The 13,591-nt window shown below is 54.1% G+C and carries 11 protein-coding genes; all 11 read left to right on the plus strand.

The annotated features are described in order from the left end of the window. The first annotated feature begins 270 nt into the window (after window positions 1-270). The 11 genes from ACQ4WY_RS23085 to ACQ4WY_RS23135 all read left to right on the plus strand — a co-directional run bounded on the left by ACQ4WY_RS23085 (window position 271) and on the right by ACQ4WY_RS23135 (window position 13,482). A complete protein-coding gene (locus ACQ4WY_RS23085; protein WP_436506082.1) occupies window positions 271-3,435 on the plus strand; it encodes a type VI secretion system Vgr family protein in 3,165 nt (1,054 codons plus the stop codon). Continuing rightward, on the plus strand, window positions 3,432-5,192 hold the full coding sequence (locus tag ACQ4WY_RS23090; RefSeq protein WP_436506083.1) for a hypothetical protein: 1,761 nt from the start codon (window positions 3,432-3,434) through the stop codon (window positions 5,190-5,192). Before ACQ4WY_RS23085 ends, ACQ4WY_RS23090 begins: the two co-directional genes overlap by 4 nt. 2 nt (window positions 5,193-5,194) lie before the next feature. Continuing rightward, window positions 5,195-6,220: a PoNe immunity protein domain-containing protein gene (locus ACQ4WY_RS23095; protein ID WP_436506084.1), complete on the plus strand. Its 1,026-nt coding sequence runs from the start codon at window positions 5,195-5,197 to the stop codon at window positions 6,218-6,220. Window positions 6,221-6,578: 358 nt separating this feature from the next. Further along, window positions 6,579-7,604, plus strand: a complete 1,026-nt coding sequence (locus ACQ4WY_RS23100; RefSeq protein ID WP_436506085.1) for a PoNe immunity protein domain-containing protein — start codon at window positions 6,579-6,581, stop codon at window positions 7,602-7,604. Between the two features lie 107 nt (window positions 7,605-7,711). Further along, on the plus strand, window positions 7,712-8,737 hold the full coding sequence (locus ACQ4WY_RS23105) for a PoNe immunity protein domain-containing protein (protein ID WP_436506086.1): 1,026 nt from the start codon (window positions 7,712-7,714) through the stop codon (window positions 8,735-8,737). A gap of 107 nt (window positions 8,738-8,844) precedes the next feature. Further along, window positions 8,845-9,879: a PoNe immunity protein domain-containing protein gene (locus ACQ4WY_RS23110; RefSeq protein WP_436506087.1), complete on the plus strand. Its 1,035-nt coding sequence runs from the start codon at window positions 8,845-8,847 to the stop codon at window positions 9,877-9,879. A gap of 362 nt (window positions 9,880-10,241) precedes the next feature. Beyond that, the gene (locus tag ACQ4WY_RS23115; protein WP_436506088.1) at window positions 10,242-10,730 is read left to right on the plus strand and encodes a hypothetical protein; all 489 of its coding nucleotides are present in this window, start codon (window positions 10,242-10,244) and stop codon (window positions 10,728-10,730) included. Next, on the plus strand, window positions 10,685-11,203 hold the full coding sequence (locus ACQ4WY_RS23120; RefSeq protein ID WP_436506089.1) for a PoNe immunity protein domain-containing protein: 519 nt from the start codon (window positions 10,685-10,687) through the stop codon (window positions 11,201-11,203). Before ACQ4WY_RS23115 ends, ACQ4WY_RS23120 begins: the two co-directional genes overlap by 46 nt. A gap of 161 nt (window positions 11,204-11,364) precedes the next feature. Further along, on the plus strand, window positions 11,365-12,246 hold the full coding sequence (locus ACQ4WY_RS23125) for a PoNe immunity protein domain-containing protein (protein WP_436506091.1): 882 nt from the start codon (window positions 11,365-11,367) through the stop codon (window positions 12,244-12,246). Between the two features lies 1 nt (window position 12,247). Continuing rightward, window positions 12,248-13,165 (plus strand): PoNe immunity protein domain-containing protein, encoded by a 918-nt coding sequence (locus ACQ4WY_RS23130; RefSeq protein ID WP_436506092.1) that lies wholly within the window; start codon window positions 12,248-12,250, stop codon window positions 13,163-13,165. Between the two features lie 2 nt (window positions 13,166-13,167). Then, a complete protein-coding gene (locus ACQ4WY_RS23135) occupies window positions 13,168-13,482 on the plus strand; it encodes a hypothetical protein (RefSeq protein ID WP_436506093.1) in 315 nt (104 codons plus the stop codon). Window positions 13,483-13,591 lie beyond the last annotated feature (109 nt).

The raw sequence follows: 13,591 nt of genomic DNA on the forward strand, positions 1-13,591 counted from the left end.
CGGCAATGGCAGCCGAAAAACAGGCACGGCACGCCATTATGTTGCTTCTACATAATATCTTGCACAATTTTTTGCTGATGGTGGCATTGGCAAGAGCTGCACTCTAGCTGATGGGGAGAAAACGGCCCGCACGGCTATCGGACGACGGCCCCTGCGACACGATTCAATTGAATCGCGCTTGTTAAATAACTATTTCTAAGGTGTAATCTTATAAGCAAATCATTGAATTAATTGCAAGTACCCACATTTCGCCACACGGAGTTCCCATCAATGTCCGAATTGGTCCAAGCAAGCGCGTCGCCGTCACCTGCTACGTCACCCGTCGCCAACGGCTTCAGCCAGGCCACGCGCCTGCTGAAGCTGAGCACGCCCCTGGGCCCGGACAAGCTGCTGGCCGAATGCGTGCGCGGCGAGGAAGGCCTGGGACTGGGCTATGTCTTCAACATCGCCGCCCTGTCGCTCGATGCGGCCATTCCCCTCAAGTCGCTGATCGGCCAGCCCATCCTGCTGGAATTGCGCACGGCCGCCGGCACCGAGGACTGGCGCCCTTTCCATGGCCATGTCACCGCGGCCGAACTGGCGGGCGCGAACGGCGGCTTTGCCCGCTACAACCTGACCATGCAGCCATGGACGGCCTTCCTGACCCACGGCCGCGACAGCCGCGTCTTCCAGGACCTGGCGGTACCGGACATTCTCGAAGTCGTCTTCGCCCGATACCAGGGCCAGGGCATGCTGGCGCCCGCCTGGCGCTTCGACCTGCTCGACCGCGCGGCCTATCCGAAACGCAGCATCTGCAGCCAGTACCAGGAAAGCGACTGGGCCTTTGCGGAACGGCTGATGAGCGAGGAAGGGCTGTTTTATTATGCCGAACACACGGGCGATGCGGGCAGCGCCAGCCTGGGCAGCCATACCCTCATCATCGCCGACCACAACGGCAGCTTCAAGCCCAACGTACAGTCCAGCATCGCCTACAGCCAGCCAGGCGCCGTCATGCCGCAAGACACGATGGACCGCTGGCGCATGCAGCTGCGCCAGCAAACCAACGGCATCGAACTGTCGAGCTGGGATTACCGCGCGCTGGGCCAGCGTCCCATCAGCGCCGCTGGCGCCAAGGACGGGACGATGGCGCTGGTCAGCCGCGACGCTCCCGGCGCCTATGCCTACCCGTCGCGCGAGCAGGGGCAACGCCTTGCCGAGCGCCAGTTGCAGGCGCTGACGGCGGCCAGGGAAGTGTTTACCGGCGCCGGTACCGTACGCACCCTGGCGCCTGGCACGACGTTCACCCTGAGTGGCCAGGCGCAAACGGACGCGGCGGGCGATGGCGACGCAGCGACCTTCCTCGTCACCCGCACGGTGCACCTGATGCATAACAACCTCGATGCGGAGCTCGGCGGCGGGCTGCTGCAGCGCTTCGGCCAGGGCTTGCTCGATGCGCTGATCGGCGACGAAGCGGCCGGCAGCCTGCATGCCGTCGGCGATACCATCAGCGAACGCCCGCCCTACCGCAACCGCATCGACGCCATCCACAGCAAGATTCCCTACCGCAGCAGCTATTCCAACCAGCATGGTCAACTGCTGCATCCGCGCCCCAGCATCATGGGCCAGCAGACCGCCATCGTCGTCGGTCCGGCCGGCGCCCAGCTGCATACGGACCGCGACCACCGCATCAAGGTGCAATTCCACTGGCAGCGGGGGGCGCAAAGCCATAGCCGGCTGGCGCATCCGGCGGCCGACGGCCACACGGGCGCGCCCGGCGACGATAGCGCCGGCACCTGGGTCAGGGTCGCCACGCCGCTGGCCCCCGTCGCTGGCGCCAACTGGGGCAGCAACGCCCTGCCCCGCGTGGGCCAGGAAGTGCTCGTCGATTTCCTGGAAGGCAATATCGACCGCCCCGTCGTCATCGGCACGCTGTACAACGGCCGCGGCCAGGCCGACGCGCAAAACAATCAGGTCAGCCAGGGCACGGGCGCGGCGACGGGCAACGCGCCGGCCTGGTTTCCCGGCCAGGCCGGCGCCCATGCCCACCCGGCGGCCTTGTCGGGCATCAAGACGCAAGCCATGCAAGCCAGCCAGGGCGGCGGCGGCGCCTACAGCCAGCTGGTGTTCGACGACAGCCCGGGCCAGGGCCGCGTCGCCTTGCAGCGCCACGCCGGCCCTCACCAGGGCACGGCCGAACTGAACCTGGGCCATTTGCGGCACCAGAGCGACAACCAGCGGCTGGCGCCGGCCGGCTTTGGCGCCGAGCTGAAAACGGAACACAGCGCCGCCCTGCGCGCGGGAGCGGGCATGCTGCTGTCGGCGCATAGCCGCGATGCCAGCGGCAGCCAGATGGATGCGCAGGAAGCGCTGGAACAGCTCAGGCAAAGCTTGCAACTGCAGACCTCGCTGGCCGAGCAGGCGCAGAAACATTTCGCGCTCGAAATGCCCAGCCCGGCCACAGCCGGTGCGGCCGCGCCAGCTTCCGCTGCCACGCCGGACCAGGCGCAGACGCCTTCGCCAGCCGCCCAGCTCCCCGCCCTCGCCCAGATGCAGCACAGCATCGAGGTCCTGGGCGCGACGGCCGAGGGCGCCGCCGCTACGGGCCAGGGCCAGCAGGCGGCGGGCGGCGAAGGCCAGGCCAGCGCGTATGGCGACCCGCAGCTGCAATTGTCCAGTCCGTCCGGCATCGCCGCCACTACGCCGGCAAACGCCGTGCTGGTCGCTGGCGGCAATGGCAGTCTGGCGGCGGGCGCGGATCTCAACTTTGCGGCGCAAGGCAACAGCCTGTACGCGCTGGGCAAGGGTATCAGCCTGTTCACCTACGGCAAGGCCAGCAGCAATGATAAGCCCAACCAGGAAACCGGCATCCGCCTGCATGCGGCCAGCGGCAAGGTCAGCAGTCAAAGCCAGTCCGATGCGACTCGGCTGACGGCGGACAAGGCCATCACCGTCAGCAGCACCGCCAAGAGCGTCACGGCGGCAGCCAAGCAGCACATCCTGATGACGGCCCAGGGCGCGTACATCCGCCTCGAAGGCGGCAACATCATGCTGCATGGCCCCGGAAAAATCGACTTCAACGCCAGCATGAAGGAATTGACGGGGCCGGCGAGCAGCCAGCCCACCTTGCCAGCACTGCCGAATGCGGCCGACCTGGGCCGGGCAGTCGAACTGAACCTGCATTATGGCGATCTCGAGCCTGTCATTAACTCGCCCTACAAAATCACGTTCGCCAACGGCACTTCCCTCAGTGGATTGCTCAACGACAAGGGCCATGCCCGCCTCGAAAACATTCCTCCCGGCGCATACCACATTGAATATGGCGAGGACCAGCGCGACTGGGTAGCGCCGCCATTGGTAGCGGAACCCCGTCTGCAGCAAGCGAGACAGCAGCTGAAACAAGCATCCGCATTGCTGGAAGCGGCCAGGAAAACCAGTAAACCGGATCCCCAACCATGAGCCAGAATTTTGTCGATGAGATTGTAGAGTTTTTCAAGGACCTGATCCTGGGCGACTTCGAGGATGACCAGGGCAAGGCCGCCATGATCGTCGGCGGCGCCATTTCCCTGATCCCCGTGGTTGACCAGGTGATGGACGTGCGCGATGTCTCGGGCATGATCTACCGGGTCGGCAGGAAAGGCGTGTCGCGCGCGACCCGCGATGACTGGGTCGACATGGCGCTGGCGGCGTTCGGCTGCATTCCGGAAGTCGGCAGCCTGTTCAAGACCATCATCAAGCCTTTGCGCAAGTATCGCAAGGAGGTTGGCGCGGCGGCCGCTGGCGGCAATGTCATGATCGAAGCCATGCTGGGCAAGAGCAAGGGCGCCGCGATCAAATTCCTGAAAACCTTCCAGTGGGCGCAAAACACCCAGCTGGCAATCAGCACGGCCATGAGCGCGCTGGACAACTGCGTGCAATTGCTCGGCTACCTGTCGACCAGCCATTGGTGGCTGCCGTCGGACTTGCAGCACCTGGCGCGCGACATGAAGCCGCAAGTCGAAGCGGTACGCGGTCCGCTCAAAGCCGGCATTGCGCAAGGCGCCAAGGCGCTGCAGGAATTGATCGAAGACATGCTGGGTGAAGACGCCTTGTGGGCGGCAAAAAAAATCGCCGTCGTAGCCGGCACCGGCGCCAATACGGCAGCCAGGCACAATCACAAGCCAGGCAACACGCATCCGCACAGCGCCAACGCCCAGTTCAAGTCGCCCACGACAAGCTCAGATAAAAAGTCAAAGGGCGTGGATGCCAAAGCAAAAACCAAAGAACGGGACTCGCCGGGCAAGGGCAAGGAACACAAACCGGTTGACGACTCGCACCGCCAGAGCAGCGACGGCGGCACCGCGCCGGTCAAGAATACGTCGCGGCCGATTCGCGAATTGCTGTCCGAAGTACCATTCGGGCCAAAGGGACTCCTCGGCGAGCATATGGCAGATTATTATCATATGGAACACGTGCTTAAAAAAGCCACGGCCTGGCCGCACGGTAACGTTAATGGAAAATGGCGCTTTGACTACCCGCGCATTGTTGGCCCCGATAACGCACACAGACGCCCGACAGAGCTTGTACCCGAAGACTTAAAAAAAATGGTACAGAATGGTGTGGATACCATCTGGCAGACGAATAGCGATACTTTTCATTTCATCGAAGCAAAATTCGGCGGCACTGTCTACACGCTGTTCAAGAGACTGCAAAAGGAAGTGGAACGTGGCAACATCCCACGCCCCCCAGCATCCCTCAACGACAGACAGCTGATGTTATGGACTTTGCTCGGTGAACGTATAAAGGGTACACAGATGGGCACAGAATGGCTACGCAACAGCACAAAAACCCCCGCAATGAAATTAGACAGAAACTTAAAAAACCGCTGGGTGTATCTGATGCTGGGAAGCACCGCATCCTCCAATCCTTTCGTAACAGCAGGCCACCCGCACGGCAAGCTCAAGTTAGTAGCAGCGCCTGGAGTTGCCGATCATCTTGAAGCGACATTGGAGTTACTCGCCTCAGGCGATCACTACAATATAAAAATACATGACAAACACAAAAAAACTCACGGCATAAGCGATACCTTTGATCATATTGAAATCGATCTCATAGAAAAAAATCGTAGGCGCGTCAAAAAATTATCATCGAAGAATATCACCACTCAACAAGAGCAACCAGAAAAAGATAAAAAATCAGGAAAACCAATTTCAAATAATAGATCTAAGAGAAAATAACAATGGAAATTCTGCCATTTCACCAGCGCCGCCGCCAGCAATTCCTTTATGAGGATCTATACGCGAAGACAAGAAAAAATCAACTCGCGATAATAGATGTTGAACTCGAAAATAAAAGAATAACCGACTCAATGCAGGGAAAATCTTCCGTCCATCATTTTTTGTATTTAGAAGAATTCTGGATCTGGATGCTCGACTATACGGCTGGCGAGCCGATTGATGCACTGGCGCCGCGCATTGCAGACATCGTGGATAAATTTGAAGAATGGAACGAAGTGGATCAACTCTATCAGCAGGAAGCGGCGCTTGAGCTTCCAGAGTATGGGCCATACGAATACGAGGGAGCACCACAGTTTTCCATCCTTTCCGATTATGAAGACACGCTTCAACTACTCAGCATCGCCATCCTGCTACGCGATCAGTGTTCGGTGCGACGCATCATCCACGTACTGCGCAGCCACCGTGGCCACGATGGACTGTTCGAGCAGTTGATTGGCGCATATGTCGAGGACAGTCAAGACCTCGACGCCTGCATTATCAGCAAACCCTACGACACCCTGCTGCAAGTATTCTATGAGGAAGATGAGAAAGCTAGCTTAGTCCTGCTTCAAAAATACCTGAAACAGTGGTACCCAGCCATGAAAAATCATCCGCGCTGGTACGATGAGCATCTCAACATCAACGAGGAAGGCTATGCCGCCTATTACGGCTACTGGGCATTCGAAGCAGGGGCGACCGTCTTTATACTCGACCTGGACGACAGCCAGATCGACCATTTGGTCTACCCCAAAGACCTGGTCGATTATGCACGACAGTTATGGGAAGAAGGCCGCTTTACCAGTCAGGAAACAGAACCACTGATGCGCAAGGGACGCGTCGACGGTGGCCAGCCCTGCCCTCAATCTGGCTTCTGGGAAACCCCGGCAAAGTTACACAGCCGTAGCCATTTTGAGCAAGGCCAAGTCATGCCTGTTTTTGATGATGCGGCATACGGTGAAACCATCTGGCATTGGAGTGAAGAACAATAGCCAAATTCCATCTTGCACAGCCAGCGGCTGGCCCCGCGCCGAGCTGCGCCAGCGCAGGAGCCTTTGGAATTGCGCGCCTACGCCGGCGAGGCATGCCCACAGACCGGTCAGTGGCAAGCGCTCGATATTCCGCCGCAAACCCGGCGATTTGAACAGGGTGAAGTCATGAGCAATCTGGATTCTACCTATGCGTGACGGTGTGGCGCTTCCTGAACGCATGAAGAAACAGCGACGGTACTGATGTTCAAGACCATCGACCTGATGCTCGACTGGAAAGGGCAATCATGGATTACGGTTTCAGCATGCGCATACCTTCCTTGACAAAAATACAATTTACCCAAGAAAAAAGCACGTAGACATGGAAGATTTATCCTTTCATCACCGACGCAGACAGCAATTTCTCTATGAAGAACTTTACAATAAAACGCGATTGAATCAATTGTCGCTAATTGGAGGAGGAATTGAAAATAGAAAAATTACTAAGACGATGCAACAAAATGCTGCGATTCATCAATTCTTGTATTTGGAAAAACTCTGGATCTGGATGCTCGACTATACGGCAGGCGAACCAATCAATGCGCTAGCGCCGCGCATCGCAGGCATCGTCGAGAAATTTGAAGAATGGAATGCGGTCGATCAACTCTATCAACAGGAAACGGCAATTGAGCTTCCAGAGTTTGGGCCGTACGAATATGAGGGAGCACCGGAGTTTTCCGTCCTTTCCGACTATCAGGACACACTACAACTACTCAGCATTGCCATCTTGCTGCGCGATCATCATTCGGTTAAACGCATCATCTACATGCTACGCAGCCACCGTGGCCGTGATGGCCTGTTCGAACAATTGATTGACGGGTATGTGGAGGATGGGCAGGCGCTTGGCACCTGTATCCTCGGCAAGCCCTATGACACACTGCTGCAAGTGTTCTATGAGGAAGACGAGAAGGCCACGCTCGACCTGCTGCAAAAATACCTGAAACAGTGGTATCCAGCGATGAAAAATCATCCCCGCTGGTATGACGGGCATCTGAGAATCCGGAACGAAGGCTACGCGCCCTATTACGGTTACTGGGCATTTGAAGCGGGTGCGACGGTTTTTCTACTTGACCTGGACGACAGCCAGATCGACCATCTGGTCTATCCCAAGGACTTGGTTGACTACGCGCGCCAGCTACGGAAAGAAGGCCGCTATACCAGCCTGGCTGCAGAACCGCTGATACACAAAGGGCGTGTCGAGGGCGGCCAGCCCTGCCCGCAAACTGGCTTCTGGGAAACCCCGGCAAAATTACACAGCCGCAGCCACTTCGTGCAAGGCAAAGTAATGCCTGTTTTTGACGATGCGGCATACGGCGAAACAATTTGGCATTGGAGTGAAGAACAATAGTCAATTTTTCATCTCACAAAGCCAAGTATGTTAGGTATTTACATTGAACGCAAGTCCGACAACATCTTACAGAAATCTGCACCAATCAAGAAAAATGGTACTTCGCCATGAAAAATAGCGTCTTGCGCAAACGACGTCGGCAACAATTTCTCCACGAAGAACTTTACAATAAAACACGGGAAAATCAATTCCTCCTCATTAAAGTAGGACATGATAATGAAAAAATAGCCAGCACAACACAAAGCAAAAATTCGATTTATCAGTTCTTGCATCTTGAACTATTTTGGCTCTGGATGTTGGACTACACCGCAGGCGTCCCCATCCATGAACTTGCCTCGCGCCTTGCCGCCATTATCGACGCATTTGAAAAATGGAATGATGTATATCAATTGTTCCAACGGGATGCTGCACTTGAATTTCCAGAATTTGGCCCTTACGAATATGTCGGCGCCCCGCAATTTTCCAATCTTTTTGAATACGAAAATACCCTTCAATTAATTAGCATTGCCATTTTACTGCGCGACCAGCAATCGGTCATGCGCATCATTAATGTACTACGTAGTCACCGTGGTCAAGATGGCCTATTCGAACAATTAATTGGAGGATATGTCGAAGAAGAAATAAATCTAGACAGTTGCGTTCTTGGAAAACCCTTTGACACGCTGCTGCAGGTATTTTATGAAGAAGATGAAAGTGCGACCCTCAATCTTGTGAAAAAGTATTTGAAATTATGGTATCCAGCCATGAAGGATCATCCACGCTGGTATGACGAACACTTGCATATCAACGAGGAAGGTTATTCCGGTTATTATGGTTACTGGGCATTCGAAGCAGGCGCAACAGTCTATCTACTCGATCTCGATGACAGCGGCATCAATCACCTGGTCTATCCAAAAGACCTTGTAGACTACGGGCGAAAATTACGCGAAGAAAACCGTTACACCAGCTTATATACGAAACAGCAGCACAATGTCCGCCGTGTTGAAGGGGGAAATCCGTGTCCCCAAAGTGGTTTCTGGGAAACCCCAGCAAAATTACACAGCCGCAGTCACTTCGCGCAAGGTCAAGTGATGCCTGTTTTTGACGATGCGGCATACGGCGAAACAATCTGGCATTGGAGTGAAGAACAATAGTCAATTTTTCATCTCACACAGCCAAGTATGTTAGGTATTTACATTGAACGCAAGTCCGACAACATCTTGCAGAAATCTGCGCCGAACAAAAAAAATGGTACTTCCCCATGAAAAATAGCGCCTTTCACGAACGACGTCGGCAACAATTTCTTTATGAGGAACTTTATAAAAAAACACGGACAAATCAACTTTCCTTGATCCGGGGAGGAGAAGAAAACAGAAAGGATGCATATTCGATAGGCGAAAGTTCCTCCGTTCATCATTTCCTGTATCTGGAATTACTCTGGATATGGATGCTTGACTACACGGCTGGCATAGCCCTCGATCAACTGGCACCTCGAGTCGCCGATATCGTGGACAAATTTGAAGAGTGGAACGAAGTGAATCAAAAGTATCAACAGGAGTGTGCACTGAAGCTGCCTGAATATGGTCCATATAAATATTCGGGGGCGCCCGATTTCTCGACACTTTCCGACTACGAAGACACACTGCAACTACTCAGTATTGCCATCTTGCTGCGCGATCAGCGTTCGGTCCAACGCATCATCCACGCACTACGTAGCCATCGAGGTCAAGATGGCCTGTTCGAGCAATTGATCAGTGCTTATGTCGACAACGTCGTCGAGCGCGATACCTGTGTGCTTGGCGTCCCTTATGACACCTTGCTACGTGTGTTTTATGAAGAAGATGAGACGGCCACACTCAGCTTGCTCAAGCAATATTTACAACAGTGGTATCCGGCAATGAAGGATCATCCACGCTGGTATGACGAGCACCTTAGGATCAGCGAAGAGGGCTATGCTGGCTATTATGGCTATTATGGCTATTGGGCATTTGAAGCCGGAGCGGCGGTCTTTATTCTCGACCTGGACGACAGCGCTATCGATCATCTGGTCTACCCTAAAGACTTGGTCAATTATGGCCGCAAGTTACGCGCGGAACACCGTTACACAAGCATGGATACTGACTTAATAAATAAGGCCGGTCGTGTTGAGGGTGGCCAGCCCTGCCCTCAAACTGGCTTCTGGGAAACCCCAGCAAAGTTATACAGCCGTAGCCACTTCGCGCAAGGCCAAGTGATGCTTGTTTTTGATGATGTGGCATACGGTGAAACCATCTGGCATTGGAGTGAAGAACAATAGCCAATTTTCCATCTCGCACAGTCAGCGGCTGGCCCAGCGCCGAGCTGCGCCAGTGGAGGAGCCATTGGAATTACGTGACTACGCCGGCGAGGCCTGCCCGCAGACCGGTCAGTGGCAAGCGCTCGATATTCCGCCGCAAACCTAGCGATTTGAACAGGGCGAGATCATGAGCAATCTGGATTCTGCCTATGACTTGACGGTGTGGCGCTTCCTGAACGTATGAGGAAACAGCGACTGTACTGATGTTTGAGACCATCAAACTGATGCTCGACTGGAAAAGGCAATCATGCATTGCGGTTCCAGCTCGCACATCCCCTCTTTGACACGAATACTATTTATCCAAGAAAAAAAGGTTTGTTGGTATGAAAGTTTTACCATTTCACCGGCGCAATCGCCATCAATTCCTTTATCACGAGCTTTACACTAAAACTCGAGAAAATCTACTCGCATTAATTGAAGTCCGGCTTGCAAATAAAAAGATAGTAGGATCAACGCTGGAAAACTCTGTAGTGCATCAGTTTTTGTATTTGGAAGCGTTCTGGTTATGGATGCTGGACTACACAGCGGGTGAGCCGATCGCTGCACTGGCGCCGCGTATCTCCGGTATCGTGGATAAGTTTGAAGAATGGAATGCAGTCGATCAATTCTGTCAACAGGAAGCGGCGCTTGAGTTTCCGGATTATGGTCCGTACGAATACAACGGAGCACCAGACTTTTCCACTCTGCAAATTATGAGAACACGCTACAGCTACTCAGTACTGCGATATTACTGCGCGATCAACATTCGGTCTTACGCATCATCCACGTGCTACGCAGTCACCGTGGCCAGGATGGCTTATTTGAGCAATTGATTGGCGCATATGTCAAGGATAAGCAAGATCTTGATTCGTGCATTCTCAAAAAGCCCTATGATACTTTGCTTCAGGTTTTCTATGAAAATAATGAGAGAGACACACTCAATCTGCTTCAGAAATACCTGAAACAGTGGTATCCAGCCATGAAAGATCATCCCCGCTGGTACGACGGGCATCTGAGAATCAGGGACGAAGGCTACGCGCCCTATTACGGTTACTGGGCATTTGAAGCGGGTGCGACGGTTTTTTTACTTGACCTGGACGACAGTCAGATCGACCATCTTGTCTATCCCAAGGACTTGGTCGACTACGCGCGCCAGCTACGGAAAGAAGGCCGCTATACCAGCCTGGACTCAGAACCGCTGATGCGCAAGGGACGCGTCGAGGGCAGCCAGCCCTGCCCTCAAACTGGTTTCTGGAAACCCCAGCAAAGTTATACAGCCGTAGCCACTTCGCGCAAGGGCAAGTGATGCCTGTTTTTGACGATGCGGAATACGGCGAAACAATTTGGCATTGGAGTACGGAACAGTAACCTCCGTGACAGCGTGGAGGATGTCCCCACCGAAGTGCGTCAGCGCTGGGATAAATGAACGCTCTACGGTATTTATGCTGATAAACCTACAGGGAAACAATGAGTACCAGTCCATTCAATGCACGGCGCCGGCAGAAATTTCTCCATGAAGATATTTACCATAACACGCGAAAAAATCAACTCGCATTATTTGAAGGACAACTTCTCAACAAAAATGTGGCCGAATCGGCACAAAGTCAAACGGTCATTTACCAATTTTTGTATTTGGAAGTATTTTGGATCTGGATGCTCGACTACACCGCTGGCGAGCCGATCGAGGCACTGGCGCCCCGCATCGCGGGTATCGTGGATAAATTTGAAGAATGGAACGAGGTGGATCAACACTATCAGCAGGAAGTGGCGCTCGATTTTCCAGAAGATGGGCCATATGAATACGAAGGTGCGCCGCAGTTTTCCATCCTTTCCGATTATGAAGACACACTGCAACTACTCAGCATCGCCATCCTGCTACGCGATCAGTGTTCAGTGCGACGCATCATCCACGTACTGCGCAGCCACCGTGGGCGCGATGGCCTGTTCGAACAATTGATAGCCGAATATGTCAAAGACGGGCAGGACCTCGACACCTGCATCATAGGCAAGCCCTACAACACCCTGCTGCAAGTATTCTATGAGGAAGACGAGAACGCTGCCTTAGTCCTGCTTCAGAAATACCTAAAACAGTGGTATCCGGCCATGAAAAATCATCCGCGCTGGCATGATGAGCACCTTCATATTAGCGAGGAAGGCTATGCCGCCTATTACGGTTACTGGGCCTTTGAAGCCGGTGCGACCGTCTTTATGCTCGACCTGGACGACAGCCAGATCGACCATCTCGTCTACCCCAAAGACCTGGTCGATTATGCGCGACAGTTATGGAAAGAAGGCCGCCACACCAGCCTGGAGATGAAACCATCGGCCGAACGAGAACCCGGTGTATAGAATGAAAAATCCACCATTTGATGATCGTCGTCGCCAACAATTCCTTTGTCAGCAACTATATGAGAAAACCCTGGAGAATTCACGCGCCCTGCTACAAGTTCAGCTGAAAAACAAGGAATCAGCTGAATTCGCTGACGACATCAGTTTGGCGCACCATTTCTTATATCTTGAAAATTTCTGGATCTGGATACTCGATTACACCGCTGGCGTGCCAATCGAGAAACTTGCGCCACGGCTGTCTGATATCGTGGACAGGTTTTCGGAATGGAACGAAGCCGATCAGTATCGACAAGAGGAAATCTTGTCGCAATATCCCGAATATGGCCCATACCGATACAGGGCAGCGCCGAATTTCGGCGACCTGTCCGATTATGAAGATACGCTGCAATTACTAAGTGTCGCCATATTATTGCGCGATCAGCGCTCGGTCATGCGCATCATCCGCATATTTCGCAGTCACCGGGGACAGGACGGCCTGTTCGAACAGCTGATTGGCGCGTATGTGGACGATGAGATGACCCTCGATACCTGCATACTAGGCCAGCCCTACGACACGTTGCTGCAGACTGTATATGAAAGCGATGAGGATGCGGCACAAGCGCTCATCAAAAAATATTTGACGCAGTGGTACCCTGCCATGAAGGATCATCCACGCTGGTATAACGGCCATCTGCGCATTAGCGACGAAGGCTACGCTCCCTATTACGGTTACTGGGCATTTGAAGCGGGCGCAATGGCCTTTGTTTTTGACCTCGATGACAGCGGTATCGATCATTTCGCCTATCCGACAGATCTCGTTGCGTATGGGCGTGCACTGCGCGAGGAAAACCGTTATACCAGCATAGATATGAATGAGGCGGGCGATGACGGGCATGTCGATGGCATACAGCCCTGCCGTGACACGGATTTTCGGGAGTAAGAATGCAGACACTGAACGAATACACTTTTTTGGCCAGGCGCAGGGAACCGCTGCTGTCCTACGCGATTTACCTTGAAAGCAAGCACGGTATGGAAGAAGGCATCGGCATGGTGGCCGCCGGCTTGCTACAGCCGGCGGAAGTGCTGCGCGATGTTCCGCCAGAAAATTTCATGACAGCCACGCGCGAACGGGCCTGGGATGGCATAGACCTGCTCAGCCTGGCTTACAGCGCCGGCCATGCGACAGCCGATCTGCGCGCGCTGTATCCCACGATACTGGAATACTGGGAAGAGTTTACCAACTATGACAGGGCTTAATGAGATGGTCACCCTCCACCCTATAAGTTACTAAACTTGTAGGGTGTTTTCATTTCTGAAGGAGGCCATCATGGAAACCGTTACGCTCATCGGCATTGATCTCGGCAAA

This window comes from Janthinobacterium salmonicoloratum, from assembly GCF_051380845.1.
GTDB lineage: Bacteria > Pseudomonadota > Gammaproteobacteria > Burkholderiales > Burkholderiaceae_D > Janthinobacterium > Janthinobacterium lividum_F.

Excerpts from the sequence above, each read along its gene's own strand:
- ACQ4WY_RS23085 (WP_436506082.1), top strand. The coding sequence starts at position 271 with ATGTCCGAATTGGTCCAAGCAAGCGCGTCGCCGTCACCTGCTACGTCA.
- ACQ4WY_RS23090 (WP_436506083.1), top strand. The coding sequence starts at position 3,432 with ATGAGCCAGAATTTTGTCGATGAGATTGTAGAGTTTTTCAAGGACCTG.
- ACQ4WY_RS23095 (WP_436506084.1), top strand. The coding sequence starts at position 5,195 with ATGGAAATTCTGCCATTTCACCAGCGCCGCCGCCAGCAATTCCTTTAT.
- ACQ4WY_RS23100 (WP_436506085.1), top strand. The coding sequence starts at position 6,579 with ATGGAAGATTTATCCTTTCATCACCGACGCAGACAGCAATTTCTCTAT.
- ACQ4WY_RS23105 (WP_436506086.1), top strand. The coding sequence starts at position 7,712 with ATGAAAAATAGCGTCTTGCGCAAACGACGTCGGCAACAATTTCTCCAC.
- ACQ4WY_RS23110 (WP_436506087.1), top strand. The coding sequence starts at position 8,845 with ATGAAAAATAGCGCCTTTCACGAACGACGTCGGCAACAATTTCTTTAT.
- ACQ4WY_RS23115 (WP_436506088.1), top strand. The coding sequence starts at position 10,242 with ATGAAAGTTTTACCATTTCACCGGCGCAATCGCCATCAATTCCTTTAT.
- ACQ4WY_RS23125 (WP_436506091.1), top strand. The coding sequence starts at position 11,365 with ATGAGTACCAGTCCATTCAATGCACGGCGCCGGCAGAAATTTCTCCAT.
- ACQ4WY_RS23130 (WP_436506092.1), top strand. The coding sequence starts at position 12,248 with ATGAAAAATCCACCATTTGATGATCGTCGTCGCCAACAATTCCTTTGT.
- ACQ4WY_RS23135 (WP_436506093.1), top strand. The coding sequence starts at position 13,168 with ATGCAGACACTGAACGAATACACTTTTTTGGCCAGGCGCAGGGAACCG.